General features: G+C 63.2%; 18 protein-coding genes. 13 read left to right on the forward strand and 5 right to left on the reverse strand.

From position 1 onward, the window contains the following. Positions 1–37: 37 nt before the first annotated feature. The 4 genes from AN189_RS07605 to AN189_RS07620 form a co-directional block, all read right to left on the reverse strand. Complete coding sequence (locus AN189_RS07605; protein WP_056033575.1) at positions 38–1,042, reverse strand: molybdopterin-binding protein; 1,005 nt, start codon at positions 1,040–1,042, stop codon at positions 38–40. After that, positions 1,039–2,004, reverse strand: coding sequence for an XdhC family protein (locus AN189_RS07610; protein WP_056033578.1), 966 nt, complete (start codon positions 2,002–2,004; stop codon positions 1,039–1,041). The genes AN189_RS07605 and AN189_RS07610 overlap by 4 nt, the downstream gene beginning before the upstream one ends. A gap of 7 nt (positions 2,005–2,011) precedes the next feature. After that, the gene (locus AN189_RS07615) at positions 2,012–3,331 is read right to left on the reverse strand and encodes a VWA domain-containing protein (protein ID WP_083484307.1); all 1,320 of its coding nucleotides are present in this window, start codon (positions 3,329–3,331) and stop codon (positions 2,012–2,014) included. Between the two features lie 64 nt (positions 3,332–3,395). After that, positions 3,396–4,298, reverse strand: coding sequence for a MoxR family ATPase (locus tag AN189_RS07620; RefSeq protein ID WP_056033581.1), 903 nt, complete (start codon positions 4,296–4,298; stop codon positions 3,396–3,398). A 194-nt stretch (positions 4,299–4,492) separates the two neighbouring features. Between AN189_RS07620 and AN189_RS07625 the strand changes: the two genes are divergently transcribed. The 11 genes from AN189_RS07625 (at position 4,493) to AN189_RS07675 (ending at position 15,947) form a co-directional block, all read left to right on the forward strand. Beyond that, positions 4,493–5,446, forward strand: coding sequence for a hypothetical protein (locus tag AN189_RS07625; RefSeq protein ID WP_056033586.1), 954 nt, complete (start codon positions 4,493–4,495; stop codon positions 5,444–5,446). 37 nt (positions 5,447–5,483) lie between these two features. Beyond that, a complete protein-coding gene (gene pyrC / locus AN189_RS07630) occupies positions 5,484–6,536 on the forward strand; it encodes a dihydroorotase (RefSeq protein WP_056033589.1) in 1,053 nt (350 codons plus the stop codon). 105 nt (positions 6,537–6,641) lie between these two features. Further along, the gene (locus AN189_RS07635; RefSeq protein ID WP_056033592.1) at positions 6,642–7,319 is read left to right on the forward strand and encodes an orotate phosphoribosyltransferase; all 678 of its coding nucleotides are present in this window, start codon (positions 6,642–6,644) and stop codon (positions 7,317–7,319) included. Between the two features lie 221 nt (positions 7,320–7,540). Further along, positions 7,541–9,043 carry a replicative DNA helicase gene (locus AN189_RS07640; protein ID WP_056033593.1) on the forward strand — a complete coding sequence of 501 codons (1,503 nt, stop codon included), beginning with the start codon at positions 7,541–7,543 and terminating at the stop codon, positions 9,041–9,043. Further along, a complete protein-coding gene (locus AN189_RS07645; RefSeq protein ID WP_056033596.1) occupies positions 9,027–9,488 on the forward strand; it encodes an N-acetyltransferase in 462 nt (153 codons plus the stop codon). Before AN189_RS07640 ends, AN189_RS07645 begins: the two co-directional genes overlap by 17 nt. A gap of 77 nt (positions 9,489–9,565) precedes the next feature. Continuing rightward, positions 9,566–10,849, forward strand: coding sequence for a hypothetical protein (locus tag AN189_RS07650; protein WP_056033599.1), 1,284 nt, complete (start codon positions 9,566–9,568; stop codon positions 10,847–10,849). Beyond that, the gene (locus AN189_RS07655) at positions 10,846–11,613 is read left to right on the forward strand and encodes a hypothetical protein (RefSeq protein WP_056033601.1); all 768 of its coding nucleotides are present in this window, start codon (positions 10,846–10,848) and stop codon (positions 11,611–11,613) included. The genes AN189_RS07650 and AN189_RS07655 overlap by 4 nt, the downstream gene beginning before the upstream one ends. Positions 11,614–11,767: 154 nt before the next feature. Continuing rightward, entirely contained in the window at positions 11,768–12,823 is a 1,056-nt protein-coding gene (alr, locus tag AN189_RS07660; RefSeq protein ID WP_056033604.1) for an alanine racemase, read from the forward strand. Between the two features lie 311 nt (positions 12,824–13,134). Then, positions 13,135–13,926, forward strand: coding sequence for a hypothetical protein (locus tag AN189_RS07665; RefSeq protein WP_056033607.1), 792 nt, complete (start codon positions 13,135–13,137; stop codon positions 13,924–13,926). A gap of 59 nt (positions 13,927–13,985) precedes the next feature. Continuing rightward, a complete protein-coding gene (gene radA / locus AN189_RS07670; protein ID WP_056033612.1) occupies positions 13,986–15,350 on the forward strand; it encodes a DNA repair protein RadA in 1,365 nt (454 codons plus the stop codon). A gap of 27 nt (positions 15,351–15,377) precedes the next feature. Then, positions 15,378–15,947 (forward strand): CvpA family protein, encoded by a 570-nt coding sequence (locus AN189_RS07675; protein WP_056033615.1) that lies wholly within the window; start codon positions 15,378–15,380, stop codon positions 15,945–15,947. Between the two features lie 2 nt (positions 15,948–15,949). On the opposite strand, the gene AN189_RS07680 is transcribed toward AN189_RS07675, so the two are convergent. Beyond that, positions 15,950–17,077: an AI-2E family transporter gene (locus AN189_RS07680; RefSeq protein ID WP_083484308.1), complete on the reverse strand. Its 1,128-nt coding sequence runs from the start codon at positions 17,075–17,077 to the stop codon at positions 15,950–15,952. A 217-nt stretch (positions 17,078–17,294) separates the two neighbouring features. On the opposite strand from AN189_RS07680, the gene purF reads away from it, so the two are divergent. Together purF and AN189_RS07690 are read left to right on the forward strand one after the other, a co-directional pair. Beyond that, positions 17,295–18,794 (forward strand): amidophosphoribosyltransferase, encoded by a 1,500-nt coding sequence (gene purF / locus AN189_RS07685; protein ID WP_253279575.1) that lies wholly within the window; start codon positions 17,295–17,297, stop codon positions 18,792–18,794. Between the two features lie 232 nt (positions 18,795–19,026). Further along, positions 19,027–19,986 carry a mechanosensitive ion channel family protein gene (locus tag AN189_RS07690; RefSeq protein WP_056034204.1) on the forward strand — a complete coding sequence of 320 codons (960 nt, stop codon included), beginning with the start codon at positions 19,027–19,029 and terminating at the stop codon, positions 19,984–19,986. Positions 19,987–19,998: the final 12 nt, after the last annotated feature.

Consider the following 19,998-nt stretch of genomic DNA (forward strand, 5'->3'; position numbering starts at 1 on the left):
GCTGCAATGCGGCATCGGCGGATGCTGCGTCGCGTCATCACCGCGCGGTGATCGGCCTGCGCGGCAAGGGGCGCGACGGCATTTCCTTGAGCAGGCCACCCACGCCCATCGCGGCGATTTCAGCCGGACCGACCGGCAGGCCGCAGATGACCCGTTCCAGCACCCAGTCCGCCCCGTTCAATGCAGGCGACCGCGCGCAGCCAGGCAGGCCTATGACAGGTTTTTCACCCAGTTGCGCAATGAACAGCAGGTTGCCGGGATCGACCGGCATGCCATAGTGGATCATGCGCCCGCCCGCCTGCATCACACCGGTCGGCGCGGTATCCGCCACATCAGAGGTCGCAGAGGCCGTCAGGATCAGCGCAAGATCGCCCGGTGCCTCATGCAGCGCCGCAGCAATCTCAGATGCGTCATGCGACACCACGACGCGTTCCGACAGGGTCACCCCCAACCGCGCAAGGCGCGTGGCCAGCGCGCGCCGCCCCTTGGGGTTCGGTGTGGTGGCATCGGTTGTCGTCTCGATCAACGTGGCAGTGCTCAGGCGCGGCGGATGCAGGGTGATCGGCTGACCCGATGCGGCCTGACAGGCCCGGTCGAGATCCGCGCGCGGCACCCCGAAAGAGATCACCTTGATCGTCGCGATCAAGGTATCCACCGCTACCCGCGTGAGGGGTGCCAGCGTCGCCACGGTGATCATCGGGCTGACGGCATTGACCGCGTTGATCGCCTCGGCCGCGATTCCCACGACACCGGCGCGCGTGGCCACGATGTTGACCCGGCCCGTGCTGGCAGGCGTCACCCGCAGGTGCAGCCGCCCTTCGGGCACCAGCGCGGCACCCAGCTGTGCTGCGGCGCGGTTTTCGTCCAGATCATCGGCTGCCAGCAGTGCGACTGTAACGCGATCGTGACCCGCTGCCGCAAGCTCTGCCAGATGCGCGGCGGACAGAACGGTCCCCTTGCGAATCCGCGTGGTTCCACAGTCGAGCGAATGCGCGAGAATCGCGCCCAGCGCATCCGCCGTCCGGACGGGGCCGAACCTCATGGGGCGCGGCGCAGGGTGGCGATCACTTGCGCCATCACGCTGACCGCGATTTCGGCAGGTGCGCGCCCGCCCAGATCCAGACCGACGGGTGCGTGAATGCGGTCGATCTGTGCGGCGGTAAAACCGGCCTCGGTCAGCCGCGCGACACGTTTGGCGTGAGTGCGTGTCGATCCCAGACAGCCCAGGTAGAATGCCTCCGATCCCAAAACCTGCATGATCGCGGGATCGTCCAGTTTCGGATCATGGGTCAGCGTCACGACGGCGGTGCGGCTGTCGGGGGCAAGTGCCGTCAACGCCGCGTCAGGCCAATCCTCGATGATCGTCTCGCCTGGAAACCTGTCAGCCGACCCGAACACGCCGCGCGGATCGATCAGCACCGGATCGAAACCGCAAGCCCGCGCCATGGGCAAGAGCACCTGCGCGATATGCACGGCCCCCACGACGATCATCCGCAGCGGCGGGTTGTGCACGGCGACAAAGGTACGTGCGTCGTCCTCCACACCGGACCGGTCCAGCCGGAAACGGTCGGGATGATCCGCAGGTACCGCAACCCTGCGCGCGCCGCCCTCCAGATCAATGACATAGGCCACGGGGTCCTTGGCCGCGATCCGGGCGCACAGGGTTTCCAGCACATCCAGCGGCATTGCCCCGCCCACAGGTTCGACCAGCACCCGGATGCGCCCGCCACAGGCAAGCCCCACGGCAAAGGCATCGTCGTCGCTGACCCCGTAGTCCAGCAGGCGCGGCTTGCCGTCTTGCAACGCCTCGATGGCCTCGAGGATCACGGCCCCCTCGACGCAGCCGCCGGAGACCGACCCTTCCATGTTGCCATCGCCGTCGATGACCAGCAGCGAACCGACCCCGCGCGGCGCACTGCCCCATGTCTCGATCACCGTGGCCACGGCGACGGCGCGGCCCGCCCGGTGCCAGTCCAGCGCGAGGGTCAACAGATGCGGTGTCATGGCAGGGTCATCCTATCGTGTTGGCCGCGCGGGTGAACGCAAACGGGTTTTGCGCGGCGTCGGTTGCAGTGTCCGCGAGGGCCGCCATCAGCCGCTGTTTCTCGCCCGTATCATCGGGCCGCGCCAAGGCTTGCGCAAGCCCGGCAAGCGAGGCGATGTTGTGCCCCGACCGAAAGCTGGACACATGCGGCAACATCGCAGCGATCCCCTTGGCCTTGGGTGCGAAACCGTCCCACCGCAAAAGCGGGTTCAGCCAGATCAGCTGACGCGCGGTCAACGACAGGCGCTGCATTTCGCGCCCCAGATCGGCTGTCGGGTCACGGTCCAGCCCGTCGGTGATCAGCAGCACGACCGCCCCCTGCCCCATGACGCGTCGCGACCAGTCGCGGTTGAAATCATGCAGGCAGGCGGCGATGCGCGTCCCGCCTTCCCAGTCCTGCGCCTCTGCCCCGGCGGCGGACAGCGCCGCATCCACGTCGCGGGTGCGCAGATGACGGGTGATGTTCGTCAGCCGCGTGCCAAAGGTAAAGGCATGGACCTGCGCCCAGCCCTGCCCCTGCGCATTGGCGACACCGTGCACGAAATGCAGCACGGCGCGGGAATATTGCGACATGGACCCCGAGATGTCGCACAGCACCACGAGATTCGGATAACGCAGCCGCCTGCGTTTGGTCGCAAGTTCCGTGATCTCTCCACCCCGGCGCATTGCCATCCGCTGGGTGCCACGCCAGTCGGGAATACGCCCGGAAAGGGCTTGCGTGCGCCGCGATTGCAGGGGTTTCACCGGCAGCGACATCTGCGCCAGAATGCGGCGGGCGGCGGCCATTTCAGCAAGACTCATCTGTTCGAAATCCAGACTGCGCAACCGTTCCTGCGTGCTGATGGTCTGGCTCGCGTCGATGTCCAGCAGGATTTCGTCGTCCCTGGCCTCGTCCTGTGGCTGTGGCACGTCGCGTTCTTCGCCGTCCAGCAAGGCCTCTGCCGCGCGTTTTTCGGCCGCCTGGGCGGTGCGTTCCTCGGCCACGCCGCGCACCATGGGCTGCATGAAGGACATCATCTGCTCAAGGTATCGCGGATCGCGCCAGTACAGCCGAAATATCTGGCCAAAGGTCGCCTGTTCCTCTCGCTTTGAGACAAAACAGGCATGCAGCGTCCAGTAGAAATCCATCCGGTCGGTGAAACCCGCCGCCTGCACCGCGCGCACCGCGTCGATCACGCGCCCCGGTCCGATGGGCAGACCCGCCCGGCGCAGGGCGCGGGCGAAATGGGTGATGTTCTGCGCCAGTTTCGGGTTCTCCGGCAGTGCGAGGTCAGCGAGGTCTACCACCGCTGCACCGCTGGGGGTTTCACACCCCCAGACCCCCGTGGAGTATTTCCGGCAAGATGATGCATCAGACGGGAATCGAAGCGCGTGCCTCGTCCAAGATCTGTTTTGCCTTGGAGCCTTCGAGCTTTTGGATGTCGTCCTGATATTTGAGGATTGCGCCCAGCGTGTCGGCGATCACCGCAGGCGACAGGTCGATGACGTCCAGTGCAAGCAGGCATTTTGCCCAGTCGATGGTTTCGGCAACCCCCGGTTTCTTGAACAGATCCTCGGTGCGCAGACGCTGGACAAAGGCCACGACCTCGCGCGACAGGGCGGCGGATGCCTGTGGCGCGCGGGCGTGCAGGATGTCGATTTCGCGGTCGAAATCCGGGTAATCGACCCAATGATAGAGGCAGCGACGTTTGAGAGCGTCGTGCACTTCACGGGTGCGGTTCGAGGTCAGGATGACGATGGGCGGTTCTGGCGCCTTTATCGTGCCCAGTTCCGGGATCGTCACCTGAAAATCCGAGAGCGCCTCGAGCAGAAATGCCTCGAAGGGCGCATCCGTCCGGTCCAGCTCGTCGATCAGCAGGACGGGCGCGCCGCCCGGCTGTGGCCGCATGGCCTGCAGCAACGGACGTTCGATCAGGTAGTCTTGGGTAAAAAGCTCTGCCTTCAGCGCGGCACGGTCGGTGCCGCCCGTTGCCTCTGCCGCGCGAATGGCGATCATCTGTTCGGCAAAGTTCCACTCGTAAACCGCTGACGCCGCGTCCAGCCCCTCGTAGCATTGCAGCCGGATCAGCCGGCGCCCCAGCGCCGCGGCGATCGCCTTGGCGATTTCGGTCTTGCCTGTGCCGGCCTCACCCTCGAGGAACAGGGGGCGGCCCAGCTTGAGCGCGAGGAATGTCACCGTGGCAAGGCTGCGCCCGCAGATGTAGTCCTGTTGCGCCAGCCCGGCCTGCACGGCGTCGATACTGTCAAATTTCATTGTCACCCTCCCCCTCGTGCCTCAAACCTGCACCACATGGCCCAGAGGTCAAGCACAGCATGGACGACCTTGGTGAAAGGCCGTAGATTTGCGCCGAGGGCGACACCGCACAATGTCCCAAAAGCGGCGCGCCGACTGCCTAATTTCGCCCCATTGCGAAGGCATCTGACAGGCCTGAACCGCGGAGAACTGCCATGACCGACCACAGATTGACCTTCGAGACGGACCTCAAGGGGCTGGAAATCGATGATTGGCTCGTGGCACTCGAGGAGCTGGTGGAGGATCACGGGTCCTATACACCGCTTGGAGAAGATTTCGGCGCGGCCTTTCTGGATGCCGGCCCCAAACTGCTTGTGACGTTCGAGAACGCAACCGAAGTCATGAGCCTGCCCGATGCCGCCCCCCGTGGTTTCGCCTTTGCCCGGCGCGAAGGCTGGTCGCATCTGGCCATCATCAGCCGCGGCGAAAGCTGGTTTCGTGACGAGCGGGTTTACCGGCATTTCGACCGCCTGATCGACGACGGGTTTTTCGAGGATTTCGAGGACGTGCTGTTTTATGGTGCGCAAGCCGGCGGCTATGCGGCGGCCGCCTTTGCTGTCGCGGCACCCGGTGCGCGCGTGCTGGCCCTGCGGCCACAGGCAACGCTGGATCCGGCAGTTGCCGGCTGGGACATGCGGTTCGTGAAATACCGCGGCCAGAATTTTACCCGCCGCTATGGCTATGCCCCCGACATGATCGACGCAGCCCAGCGCGCCTATGTCGCCTATTGTCCGCAGCAGCGCATGGACGCGATGCATGCCGCGTTGTTCACGAAACCCAATGTATCCATGCTGCGCGTTTCAGGACTGGGCGGTCGCATGGATGTCATGTTCGAGGCGCTGCGCGTGCTGGATGACGTGATCCGGGCGGCCATGGACGGCACCCTGACCCATGCCCGCTTTGGTCAGTTGATGCGTGCGCGCAAGCAGTCCGGTGCCTATCTGCGCAACCTGCACAAGCGTCTGCTGGATACCGGCCATGACGCACTGGCCTTGCAGTTGTGTTATTCCGTTCTGGCGCGCGGACCGAACCCGTTCTTTGCCAAGCAATTGCAGGAAATGGGCAAACCGCTGCCCAAATCCGCCAAGGCCGAGATCGACGCGGTCTGATCTGGTCAGAGCCAGTGGTTGCGTATAAAGACGCGCCATGCCTGATAGAGATTTGACCGAACTGACGATCCGCCGCCCCGACGACTGGCACCTGCACCTGCGGGACGGTGCCATGCTGCGCGCGGTCCTGCCCGAAACCACACGGCATTTCGGCCGCGCCATCGTGATGCCGAACCTCGTGCCGCCTGTCGTGACGGCCCGTGATGCAACGGCCTACCGCGCCCGCATCAGGGATGCGATGCCCGCCGGTGCGCAGTTCACACCGCTGATGACGCTCTACCTGACCGAGGACACGGATCCCGACGATGTGGCGCGCGCCCACGCCGAAGGCATTGCAACGGCCGTCAAACTTTACCCTGCCGGGGCCACGACGAATTCCGCGTCTGGCGTGCGCGATTTCGACAAGGTGCGACCGGTGCTGGACCGGATGGCCGAAATCGGCATGCCCTTGTGCGTCCACGGCGAGGTCACCGACAGCGCCGTCGATATTTTCGACCGCGAAGCGGTGTTCATCGAAAAGGTCCTCAAGCCGATCCGCAAGAAGAACCCCGACCTGCGGATCATCATGGAACACGTCACTACCGAGGATGCGGTGGATTATGTCCGCGACACGCCGAAAAACCTGGCCGCGACGATCACGACCCATCACCTGATCATCAACCGCAATCACATTCTGGCCGGTGGCATCCGCCCGCATTACTACTGCCTGCCGGTGGCCAAGCGCGAAAAGCACCGTGTCGCACTGGTGCAGGCTGCCGTGTCCGGCGACGTGCGGTTTTTTCTGGGCACCGACAGCGCCCCGCATACGGATGCACGCAAGTTGCAGGAATGCGGCTGCGCGGGCGTATTCAGCGCGCCGAACACCATGTCCTGTCTGGCCGAGGTGTTTGATGCGGCCGGGAAATTGCCCAAGCTCGAGGCCTTTGCCTCGCTCAATGGGCCTGCGTTCTACCGGCTGCCGCCGAACCCGGACACGATCACCCTGCGCAAGGGCGATCCCGTCGCCTATCCCGATCATATTGCCACCGATGACGGGCCGGTGACGGTGTTTGACCCCGGCTTCCCGCTGCATTGGCGCGTCGTGGACTGACCCTGCGCTGACGGGGCGACCTGCCAGCACGGCATCTGTGCTGCCTCTTAACATCCGGCCCCAAAGGCCCTAAACCCGCGCGAAGCCACAGCCAGGAGCCGCGCCATGATCCCGTCGTCCTTTCCCGAAAAATCCGAAATTGCCCGCCTGACGGCGTCCATGCTGCTGGAAATCGGCGCGATCGATTTCAATGCGACGACGCCGTTCACCCATGCCTCTGGCAAACAGGCCCCGACCTATGTCGACTGCCGCAAGCTGATCTCTTTTCCGCGTATCCGGTCGACCCTGATGGATTTCCTGACCGTCAGCATCATGCGCGACTGCGGGTTCGAGGCTTTTGACAACGTGGCGGGTGGTGAAACCGCGGGCATCCCGTTTTCGGCGCTGGTGGCCGAACGCATGGCGCTGCCGATGACCTATGTGCGCAAGAAGCCCAAGGGTTACGGCCGCAACGCGCGGATCGAAGGGGTGATGTCAGAAGGTCAGCGCGTGTTGCTGGTCGAGGATCTGACCACCGATGGCGGATCGAAGCTGTCTTTCGTGGATGCGATCCGCGACACGGGCGCGACCTGCAACGCCACGGCTGTGATTTTCTACTACGGCATCTATCCCGGCGTCGAGGAATCGCTGGCCGCCCATGGGGTCAAGCTGGTGTCGCTGTGCACCTGGTGGGACGTGCTGGAGGTGGCGCGCGCCAACCAGAGCTTTGACGCAGCGACCCTGGACACGGTCGAGGCCTACCTGCGCGATCCGAACGGATGGCAACCGGGTATCATGGTCTGATCACCATCACGGCCTGATCACCATCGCGGCCTGATCAACGTATCCTTATGCCGGACCGGGGGCGCTGCCCCCGGACCCCCGGGATATTTCAGACCAGAAGAAGACCTGGGGTCTGCGCGAATCCAGCCGATCGCGTTATCCACAGAAACATACAATTTGAGGCAGGCCTGCGGCTGGGTTACACCCGTCGGCACAGCGGACCGGGGAATAGGGGACAGGGCATGAACGAGGCGACAAGTTTCAATGCGACGGGCGTGGAAGAGGCCAGCATCGACCAGATGCCCCATTCGATCGAGGCGGAACAGCAGTTGCTGGGTGCAATCCTGACCAACAACGACATCTTTGACCGGATCGCCTCCATCGTCGGCCCGCAGCATTTCTATGACCCGGTGCACGCACGGATTTTCGAATGTGCCGCGGCCCGGCTGGCCAAGAACGCGCTGGCCAGCCCCGTTACCCTGAAAAGCTACATGGAAGAGGATGAGGGCCTCAAGGAGTTGGGCGGCGGGGCCTATCTGGTCCGGCTGGCGGCCTCTGCGGTGTCTGCCTTTGCGGTGCGCGACTATGCGCAGATGATCTACGACCTCGCGATCCGGCGGCAATTGATCCAGGTGGGTCAGGAAATCGCGTCCAAGGCAAGCAAGGTCGATGTCGCATCCGAACCAAAGGATCAGATCGTCGAGGCGGAACAGGCGCTTTATGCTCTGGCAGAAAGCGGGACGGCGGACAGCGGGTTCCAGTCGTTTCTGCGGGCGGTCACCGATGCGGTCAACGTCGCCAATGCCGCCTACCAGCGCGATGGTGGTCTGGCTGGCGTGTCCACGGGACTCAATGATCTGGACAAGAAACTGGGCGGGCTGCACAAATCCGACCTGCTGATCCTCGCGGGGCGTCCATCGATGGGCAAGACCTCGCTGGCCACCAACATCGCCTACAACATCGCCAAGGCCTACAAGAAAGGCACCCTGCCGGACGGATCCGAGGGTGCGGTCAACGGTGGCGTGGTGGGGTTCTACAGCCTCGAGATGTCCGCAGAACAGCTGGCCGCCCGCATCCTGTCGGAGGCGGCCGAGGTGCCGTCCGAACAGATCCGCCGCGGCGACATGTCAGAGGTCGAATTCCGCCGTTTCGTGGATGCCGCCAAGAAGCTTGAATCCTGCCCGCTGTTCATCGACGACACCCCGGCGTTGCCGATTTCCCAGCTGGCCGCACGGGCGCGCCGTCTGAAACGGACCCACGGGCTGGACGTGCTGGTGGTCGACTACCTGCAACTGGTGCGGGGCACCGGCAAGGGCGAAAACCGGGTGAACGAAATCTCGGAGATCACGATGGGCCTGAAGGCCATCGCCAAGGAGCTGAACATCCCCGTGATCGCCCTGTCCCAGCTGTCGCGTCAGGTCGAATCCCGCGAGGACAAGCGCCCGCAGCTGTCGGACCTGCGCGAATCCGGCTCGATCGAGCAGGACGCCGACGTCGTGATGTTCGTGTTCCGCGAGGAATACTACAAGGAACGCGAAAAACCCGGCGACCACGAGATGGAAAAGATCGCCCTGTGGCAAGAGGAAATGGAACGTCTGCGTGGCAAGGCAGAGGTCGTGATCGGCAAGCAGCGTCACGGCCCCATCGGCACGGTGGAACTGTCGTTCGAGGGCCGGTTCACCCGTTTTGGCAACCTGGTCAAACCCTGGCAGGACAATGGCGGCGGCGGTGACGTCGGATTTTGAGATCCGCGCCGTCACGCAAGCTGACGTCCCTGATCTGGTCGTTATGTCGGACGCGCTTGGCGCGTTTCATGGCGACGACAGCCGTGCCTGCGCGGATGCCCTGACGCGCGACCTTTTTGACACACCACCCTGGCTGTGGGGGCTGATCGCGCGACACGGATCGCGTCCGGCAGGCTATGCCCTGATGGTCCCGACCGCACAGGCGCAACACGGGCTGCGCGGGTTGAACCTGCACCACATCTTCGTTGTACCCGACCTGCGCGGGTGCGGTCTGGGGCGCGCGATCATCACCGCTGTAGAGGATCACGCACGCGGACTGGATTGCGCATATGTCAATATCGGCACCGATCCCGACAATACCGGCGCGCAGGCAGCCTATAGGGCGATGGGCTATGCCCTGCGAAACCCCGGCCCAACCTTCCGCAAGGTCCTGAAGCCTGCCTAGCCGCCATCCCACGCGCGCGTTATTTGCATCCCGCGCAGCACCGCCTATCTTGGGTTGAACCAGCAGGAGCAGCCCCAATGTCCGACGACGATCCCCGCCTGTCCCGTGCGCAGGCGCGCGGCATCCGTAACGCCCGCGACCTGCAAACTCACGTCGACTGGCTGGACAGCATCACGGGAACGGCGCTGGGTGTGCTGGCCGTGGCATCGGGCATCTATACCTACCTTGGCGTGTCATCGCTGCTGGATGACAATGGGGCACTGTCGGTCTTTGCGGCGCTTGCCTATTCGGTGGCCGTCTCGGTCGGGATTTTTGTGTTCTGGTCCTACATGATGCGCCTTTTGCCCGCCGTGCGCACCGGGGCCGCGCGGATCGGGCTGATGCTGTCGATGGCGCTGGGGTCACTGGCCATCGTGGCGATGTCGTCCTGGCTGAACGCGGCAGCACTGGCCGGGGCCGCCGCCGTCGAACAGCATCTGGCTGAAACCGTACAGGACTATCAGGCCGCCCTCGAACGCGCGGACGAGATCACGCAATCCGCACAATCGCTGGGGCGTGACGTGGCTCGCGTGCGGCAGTCCTTTGACGATCTGTCCGAACAAGAAGCGACGGGTCAGCTCTCGGGATTTGCCGGTCAGGGGGCGGTGTTCCGTCTCTTGCGCCAGAAATCGGACGAGCTGACGGCGCTCGAGGCGCAGATCACCGCACAGCAACCTCTCGTGGAACAGGCCTTTGTCGAAGGCAACGCGATCCTGTCGCGCATGCGTGCGCTGACCGTGGAACAAGGGCCGGTCGAGGCGCGGTCCGTGCCCTTTAGCGAAGAGGCCGTGCGCCTCGCGAATGTCATCACGCAGTTGCGCCAACTGTCCGTTGCGCCGCTTGTCAGCCGTGCCGCCACCGACCTTGCGGATTCGGTCGTCCTGCCGCAGCTGGACGGCAGCAACGACACCACGCGGGCCGGACAGCAGGCAACGATCGACGCCGTGCTGGCCGTGCTGCGCCAACGCGCCGAGGGGCTGCAATCGGCAGCGCAGGCCGTGCTGTCCATGACACCGCCTGCCGACATCAGCTACACACCGATTTCATCCGCAGACGCCGTGATCAAATACGCCGGCAGCTTTGTTCCCAGTTGGGCGGGGGCCATTGCCATCGACCTGCTTCCGGCCGTGCTGGTGCTGATCCTTGCCGTCACGCAGGCCGCGATCCGTGTCGGGCGCGAAGGCACCGCCACCGAGGACAGCATGACCCTGGCCGAACTCCGCGCGGCCGTGACAGCGATCCGCGACATGGACACATCGCTCGATCGCGCGCCGCGGCCCGGCCCGCCACCACCACCGCCCGCCCAAGAGCCGGACACATGACGGCCAGACCGCACCAGACGGGCCGCTGGCTGAAATGGATCCTCGGGCTGCAGGTCCTGTTTGCGGGTGTCATGCTCAGCTCTGACCTGGCACGTATTCTGCCGCAGATCGCGAGCCCCTCCTCCGCGCCCGCCCTGACAGAACCACTGGGCCCCGGCGACCAGACCCGGCGCTATGACCCCAACCAGGTCAGTCCGCGCGCACCCCGGCCGGGCTCGCGCCCGATCCCTGCAACGACGGACATGCCCTCGCGGCTGGAATTCGTCGATACCGTCTGGAACGGGGCACCAGTCATCACCCTGACCGGCACCATCGCACCCGGCGACGCCGACCGGTTTGCGACCTTTCTTGCCAGCGTCGATCCTGCACCCGAACAGGCGTTTCTCAACAGTCCGGGTGGGTCGGTCAGCGATGCGCTGACCCTCGGGCGCGCCCTGCGCGATGCAGGGATCGGCACGCGCATGACGGGGACGGATATCTGCCTGTCTGCCTGCCCCTACATCCTGTCTTCCGGCACCACACGACAGGTCGAGTACGGCGCATTGGTCGGCGTGCACCAGCATTATTTCGGTGAAAACACCGCCCTGCCCGCTTTTCTCGCCGTCGAGGACATTCAACGCGGCCAGGGAGAGGTCATGACCTTTCTCGACGAGATGGGCGTTGATCCGCTGGTCATGCAGCACGCGCTGGTCACCCCGCCGGATGAAATTTACCTGCTGACGGCCCAGGAGTTGACCGCATACCGGATCGTCACGGCGAACTAGGGTCACGCGTGACCACCGGCAGCACCGGACAGCCTGCATCATCTTGCCCGAAATACTCCCGCCGGAGGCGCACGCATTTTCGCAGAAAATGCGTTCCCCCCGCTGGCCACGCCTGCCGATTGCCCAGCCCGCAAAACAGTGGCACAAGGCAGGCATGAGCACTGGACATCTGACAATCGATCTTGGCGCGGTGGCTGCCAACTGGCGCAGCCTGAACGACCTGACCTCTTGCGAAACCGCGGCGGTGGTCAAGGCGGATGGCTACGGCCTGGGGGCGGGTCGCGTGGCGGCGGCGCTGGCAAAACAGGGCGCGCGGATTTTCTACGTCGCGGTCGCCGAAGAAGGTGCCGCCCTGCGCGCAGCCCTGGGCGACCGGGCCCAGATCCGCGTGCTGACCGGCCACATGAAAGGCGACACGCAGCTGCTGGTGGACCATCAGCTGACACCGATCCTGAACAGCCTGTCACAGATTGACCGCCATTTCCGGGATCTGCCGGACCATCCCTTTGGTCTCCAGCTTGATACCGGCATGAACCGGCTGGGGCTGGAATGGGACGACTGGGCACAGGTGGCCGAACCCGCTCTGCGGCGCAAACCCGTGGTGGTGATGTCGCACCTTGCCTGTGCCGATGAACCAGATCATCCCATGAACCCCTATCAACTGGACGTGTTCCACCAGATGACCGACGGCATCACCACGCCGCGCAGCCTTGCTGCGACCGGCGGGATGCTGCTGGGGTCCGCATATCACTTTGACGAATGCCGTCCCGGCATCGGTCTATACGGTGGCCTGCCCTTTGCAGGCGCGCGGCCCGTGGCCCGGCTTGATCTGCCGATCGTGCAGATCCGCGACCTGACCGAAGGTGAGGTCGTGGGCTATGGGAACAGCTGGCAGGCCGAACGTCCCACGCGCCTCGCCACCTTGTCGGCCGGATATGCCGACGGGTTGCTGCGCGCCGCGTCAGGCCGCGCGACGCTGTGGTCGGGGTCACAGCCCTGCCCGCTGGTCGGCCGCATCTCGATGGATCTGATCACGGTGGATATCACCGATCTGCGCGACGATCCTGTTTCGCTGTCCATCCTGTCACCGGATCAGACCGTGGACGATCTGGCCCGTGCAGCCGGCACCATCGGCTACGAAATCCTGACCAGCCTGGGTGCACGCTACAGCCGCCGCTACGCCGGAGAGGCGACCCGATTCGGTGCATAATCCGATAAATCTGGCAATATTTTGACGCCCTCCGGCAACACACTGCGACAAAGCGTCGAAATCAGCTTCTTGAGCCCGAAATTATCCACAATTTTGGATCAACTGGCGGAAAAATGCCTAACGATCTGAAAATCTTGACGGTTTTCGCAACTGTCGATTGACCCGAGCCGCCCCAATCCCGCAGTGCGCCGATCATTGTTTCGCAGGTGGATACAGTCGAGGGGAACCGTTCCGCAAAGCATGTAGGCCCCCCGGACAATTCGCCTTATGGTTAATCCGTTGTAAGAGACTTTTTGATCGGACCCGCCGCGATGTCGCTTTCCATTCGTTACGTGATCCAGATCATGCATGCCGTATCGTTGTTCGTCGTGGCCGTGCTGGCGGTGGCCGCGTTGGTGTTCACCGCACTCAGTGCGCTTGGCGTGACCGGTTGGCTGACAGTCGAGGCCTCACTTGGTGGGGTCCCCTATCCGCAGGCGGGCATGTGGCTTCAGATCGGTTTGACGGTCCTGCTCGCCGCAATGGCGTTTTTCCTGCCGACCAATGCCCGGATGATGGCACTGGAACGCAGTCACCGGGATTTCCAGATCAGCATGGACGATATCAAGGTCGCCTATAACGCGGTGCATCATGCCGACCGCCAGGGCATCTTCAGTCTCAGCTCCGAATTTGATGCGGTGCGCGAACGGCTGGCCTATCTGCGCGATCACCCGGATCTGGTGCGTCTGGAACCCGGCGTCCTAGAGGTGGCGGCACAGATGGGCCAGACATCCCGGCATCTGGCCGAAGTCTATTCCGAAGAACGGGTCGCCCGCGCCAAGGCGTTCCTCGCCGCCCGCCAGAAAGAGGCCGAGGACCAGCAGGAACAGATTCTCGAGGCGTTGCACATCTGCGAACAGATCCGCAGTTGGTCAGCACAGGTCGAGATGGAAGAATCCCGCGTCGCAAACCAGCTCGCGCATCTGGACGAGGCATTGCAGGGCGTTCTGCCGCTGCTGGGATATGCGCTGGAACACGACGCATCGCTGGATGAGGACACCGAACAGGACGCACCGCCCAGCAACATCGTTAATCTGCCCGCACAGAAACCAGCCGCCGAATAGGCTGACGCCCACGAAAATGCGCCGTTGCCAGCCCCCACGCTTTGGGGCAAAAGGTGAACATGGCAAAGGATCTGACATTCACCTGTTCCGACTGCGGTGCGGCATCGGCCAAATGGTCAGGGCGTTGCGACGCCTGCGGCGCATGGAACAGCATCGTCGAGGATGCGGGCCTGTCCAGCGGCCCCAAAAAACAGGGGCTGGGCAAACATCGCGGCAAATCGATCCCGCTGACAGACCTGGCCACCCAAGAGGCGGAACCGCCCCGCACGCAGTCCGGTGTCACCGAACTTGACCGTGTTCTGGGGGGCGGCCTGACCAAGGGGTCGGCCCTGCTTGTCGGCGGGGATCCCGGCATCGGCAAATCGACACTGCTGCTACAGGCTGCGGCACGGTTTGCGCGCAACGGCCTGCGTGTCGTCTATATTTCAGGCGAGGAATCGAATGCACAGGTGCAGATGCGTGCCCGCAGGCTGGGTTTGGAAAAATCGCCCGTGCGTCTGGCCGCCGAAACCAACCTGCGCGACATCCTGACGACACTGGATCAGGACACGCCTGATCTGTGCGTGATCGATTCGATCCAGACCATGTGGTCCGACACCGTCGAAAGCGCGCCGGGCAGTGTCAGTCAGGTCCGGTCCTGCGCGCACGAGTTGACGACTTTTGCGAAAAAGCGCGGCATGTCCGTCGTCATGGTCGGCCATGTCACCAAGGAAGGTGCGATCGCAGGCCCCCGTGTCGTCGAACACATGGTCGATACCGTCCTCTATTTCGAGGGCGAGCGTGGCCACCAGTTCCGCATTCTGCGCAGTGTGAAAAACCGCTTTGGCCCGGCCGATGAAATCGGTGTGTTCGAAATGACCGGCAAGGGTCTGGCAGAGGTGAAAAATCCCTCTGCGCTGTTTCTGTCCGAACGCGGTGAACCGGCCCCCGGTTCTGTCGTCTTTGCCGGGGTCGAGGGCACGCGACCGGTCCTGTGCGAAATTCAGGCGCTGGTCGCACCCTCGCCGCACAGCCAGCCGCGCCGCTCGGTCGTGGGTTGGGACGGCGGGCGGCTTGCCATGATCATGGCAGTTCTGGAATCGCGTTGCGACGTGCCGTTCACCGGATTGGACGTCTATCTGAACGTCGCGGGTGGCCTGCGGATCAACGAACCCGCCGCCGATCTGGCGGTGGCCGCAGCACTGGTTTCCGCCCGAGAGGATGCAGCCCTGCCCAGGGAGGCGGTCATTTTCGGTGAAATCAGCCTGTCGGGTGCGTTGCGTCCGGTCATTCAGACGGAAAATAGATTGAAAGAGGCGCAGAAACTTGGTTTTACCTCGGCGATCATGCCGCGCGCGCCCAAGGGCACGCAAGGCGCCGGGATGGACCTGCGGGAAATGCAGGATCTGGCCGGTTTCGTAGAACAGGTTTTTGGCGCGCGCTAGCGGCCACGGGCCAGCCGGGGGACGCACATGGACGGTTTCACCATCATTGACGGCATCGTGGCCGCCACAATCGTTATTTCGGCACTGCTGGCCTATTCGCGTGGTCTGGTCCGCGAGGCGATGGCCATTGCAGGCTGGATCGGGGCGACGATACTGGCGTTCCTGTTTGCCGGTCAGGCCGAACCGCTGGTGCGCCAGATCCCGGTGCTGGGCGATTTCATCGGTGACAGCTGCGAATTGTCGATTATTGCGGCCTTTGCCGTGGTGTTCGCCGTGGCTCTGGTGGTCGTGTCGATATTCACACCGCTGTTTTCCAGCGTGATCCAGCGGTCGGCGCTGAATGGCCTGGATCAGGGATTGGGGTTCCTGTTCGGCGTTGCCCGCGGTGTCCTGCTGGTGACGGTGGCGTTCTTTGTCTACCAGACGGTGCTGTCTGCACAGGATATCGCCATGGTCGAGGACAGCCGTTCCGCACGCATCTTTACCCAGTTCGGCGGCACGCTCGAGGATCGCGACCCCGAGGCAGCATTGGGCTGGATCACGTCGCAGTATGCGGCGCTGATCGGCGAATGCGGTGCCACGACCGACGTTCAGTAACCTCAATCATCCTTGTGCGCGCCGTGATCCTCAAAGGCGATCGGCGCGCGTCGCAGGTCCCGCAATTCCGAGGTGTCCGCGCCTGACAGAAAGTTGCTGACGATGGCCAGGCTGTCGATATTGTCGGCCACCACCTTGAACACCACCAAGAACGGCACAGCAACCAGCGCCCCCGGAATGCCCCACAGCCACGCCCAGAGGACGACCGTCAGGAAAACCGCGACGGTATTCATCTTGAGCTGACGGCCCAGCAGCGACGGGGTCACGAAATTGCCCTCGATCGTGGTGAACGTCAGGTAGATCAAGGGGGCCAGAAGGGCATATCCAAAGTCGTCAAAAGTGATGATCGAAATCGCCCCGACCATCAAAACACCTGCCATCGCCCCCAGATACGGCAGAAAGTTCAACAAGAACGCGACGATACCCCAAAGCCAGCCATAGGGCAGCCCCAGCAGGGTCAGGGCCACGCCGATGCACAGCCCCAGCGATGCGTTGATGACCGTGATCGTCAGCAGGTAATGCGACACCTTGCGTTCGATGTCATAGACCATCGTCAATGCGCGCTTCTTGCCGCTCATGGTCTCAAAGCTTTGGACCAGCTTGATGTAGAACATGTCACCCGATGCCAGCAGAAACGTTGCCAGCACCAGCGCCACAGCCAGTGTTGCGCCCAACGTGCCGGCCATGTCGAATGCACTATCCAGCATGGTCGGCTGTTGCACCACGACCTCTTGGGCTGCCTCACCACCGGCGGCGGCCATCTTGGCCACGTCCTCGCCAGCCTGCCGCACACTTTCCAGCTGGCGGAACACGCCGCCCAGTTTGAACTGCAATTCGCGCGCCAGATCATCGAAATCCGACATCCAGGTGCTGACCGTGCCCGCGCCGAACAGAATGATCAATCCGATCAGGGTCGTGGTGATCGCGATCAGGCCGACGCCGGATGCCCAATGCGGGACCCCGATCCGCGACAACCCGCGCGACACCGGCGACAACGTCAAGGCAATCAGGAACCCCAGCATGACAGGCAGGATCAGGTCGCGCGCAAAATAACAGGTCACGAAAATCGCAATCAACATCAACAGCGTCAGGCTGCGCCGAATGGATTCGAGGTGTGTTGCTGATTTCATCTGGTCAGGGGGCTCTCGTTCTGGCTGCAACTGGGGCAAAGCGCCGCAGCTTGGACTCCCAACACCGCAGGTCACGCAATGTTCCCGATCACGTGATCGCGGTGGCCATTTTCGGTCTGACATGCGCCGCCATGCAAATGTCGTGTGACAGTCTCGTGACTCTGCCGCGGGCATTGGTTAAACGCATGGCAACCGCCCCCGGAACCGGAGCTGCCACGTGCGCAATGCGAGCCATCCTGCCCCCGCGAAATCATTGCCCTCTCATCCGTTCGATCCCGATGATGACAAGCTCAAGGAGGAATGCGGCGTCTTTGGCGTCGTCGGCGTATCAGAGGCATCAAACTTTATCGCGCTCGGCCTGCACGCGCTGCAACACCGTGGCCAAGAGGCCGGTGGCGTCGTCACCTACGACAGCACCACCGGATTCAATCAGGCCCGCCGCATGGGTCTGGTGCGGGACAATTTCACCAGCGCGGAAACACTGGCCCTCCTGCCCGGCAACATCGGCATCGGCCACGTGCGCTATTCCACGGCCGGGTCCAAGGGGCAGACGGCGATTCGTGACGTGCAGCCATTCTTTGGTGAATTTTCCATGGGCGGTGCTGCGATTGCACATAACGGCAACATCACCAATGCCGTGGCCCTGCGCCGCGAGCTGATCGAGCGTGGCTCGATCTTTCAGTCGTCCAGCGATTCCGAATGCATCATCCACCTGATGGCGCGGTCCATGGGCCGCACCATCCCCGACCGCATGGAAGAAGCCCTGCGCAAGGTCGAAGGCGCGTTTTCCGTGGTCGCCATGACCCGCACCAAACTGATCGGCTGCCGCGACCCGCTGGGCGTGCGCCCGTTGGTGCTGGGTCAGTTGGGCGATGGCTGGGTGCTGGCGTCTGAAACCTGCGCATTGGACATCGTGGGTGCCGATTTCATCCGCGAAATCGCACCGGGCGAAATGGTGGTCATCAGCGCAGACAGCGGCGTCCAAAGCCATTTCCCCTTCCGTCGCCAGAAATCGCGGTTTTGCATCTTTGAACACGTGTATTTCAGCAGGCCGGATTCGTCGCTGGGGGGCCGTTCCGTCTATGAAACCCGCGAGGCCATCGGCCGCGAACTGGCCAAGGAAGCGCCGGTCGAGGCAGATCTGGTCTGCCCCGTCCCCGACAGCGGAACGCCTGCGGCCATCGGTTATTCGCTGGAATCCGGCATTCCCTTTGCGATGGGGATCGTGCGCAACCAGTATATGGGCCGCACGTTCATCGAACCGTCCGAGCAGATCCGCAACATGGGCGTGCGCCTGAAACTGAACGTGAACCGGGCCCTTATTCAGGGCAAACGGGTGATCCTGGTCGACGACAGCGTGGTGCGCGGCACGACCAGCCAGAAAATCAAGGAAATGATCCTCGAGGCTGGTGCCGCTGCCGTGCATTTCCGGATTGCCAGCCCGCCGACAGTCTGGCCCTGCTTTTACGGCGTGGACACGCCGGAACGTGAAAAACTGCTTGCCGCCCGCATGACAGAAGCCGAGATGACAGCCCATCTGGGCGTCGACAGCCTCAAGTTCATTTCGCTGGACGGACTTTATCGTGCAGTGGGTGAAAAACAGGGCCGCGATCCGAAATCCCCGCAGTATTGCGACGCCTGTTTTTCGGGCGAATACCCCATCGTGCCTTCGGACAAGATCGAGGCCGGTTTCAAGACCAAGGAACCGGCGGAATAGACCGCAAAACCACGGCCGCCCGGTTCATGATCGTGCCGGGTGCCAGCGCCCCCGTCTGGTGCCGACTGCGACGGCCGGGGCCATGCGTGCTTGCGCAGGGATGCAGACCAACCGTAAGGCCCAGACAGGGCCTATTCCAATGACCTGACCCTCGTCAGGTCAATCCTGTTTTATTGACCTATCCCTCGGCCGCATTATCTGCCCACGACCGACTAATGAAAGCAGGATGAACATGGAAGAAGTTGACGCAAACCCCGGTTTGATTTTCGATAAATTGGACGCGTGGATCGACGGGTTGTTTCGCCTTCTTCCCAATATTGCCGTCGCAGTCGTTGTGATTCTGCTGTTCTGGCTGTTCGCCCGTGGCATCGGCAGCCTTGTGCGCCGCGCAGCAGAAAAACGCGGCAGGCCCAGCCTGGCCGACGTGGGGTCCAGTCTGGTCAAATGGGCGTTGATCATCGTGGGTTTGATGCTGGCCGTCACCATCGTGGCCCCGACAATTCGACCCGGCGATTTGCTGGCGGGCCTCGGCGTAGGGTCCGTGGCCATCGGTTTCGCGTTCAAGGACATCTTGCAAAACATGCTCGCGGGTATCCTGATCCTGCTGCGGCAACCGTTCGAGGTCGGCGATCAGATCATCAGCGGTGGCCACGAAGGCACCGTCGAACGGATCGAGACCCGCGCCACATTGATCAAGACATACGACGGGCGCCGTGTCGTCATCCCCAATGCCGATATCTACACCGACAGCGTGGTGGTCCTGACGGCCTACGATATCCTGCGCAGCGAATTGGACGTGGGCATCGGTTGCAATGACGACTGGAAAGAGGCGCGCCGGATCCTGGAAGAAACCTGTGGATCAATTGAAGGCGTGATGGCCGACCCCGCACCCGAAACCATCCCTGTCGCACAGGGCGATTTCGCAAATATCATCCGCCTGCGCTGGTGGACCAAATCACCGAAAAAGGACCGCATCCACATTCGGGGCGAGGTCATTCAGGAAACTTACATCGCATTGGACAAGGCCGGTATCGATCTGCCCTATCCGACGCAGGTTCACCTGTTCCACGACCAGACAGAGGCCAGCGACGGCATCAGGTCGCAGCAACGCGAAGGCTGGCCCACCACCGGCAATGATCCCGAACCCCGCCGCATCGCGGACGCCTTGCGGGATCGTGATCGCAATGGCTGAACCCGGGCCGGC

It is taken from the genome of Loktanella sp. 3ANDIMAR09 (assembly GCF_001420005.1).
Taxonomy (GTDB): Bacteria; Pseudomonadota; Alphaproteobacteria; order Rhodobacterales; family Rhodobacteraceae; genus Loktanella.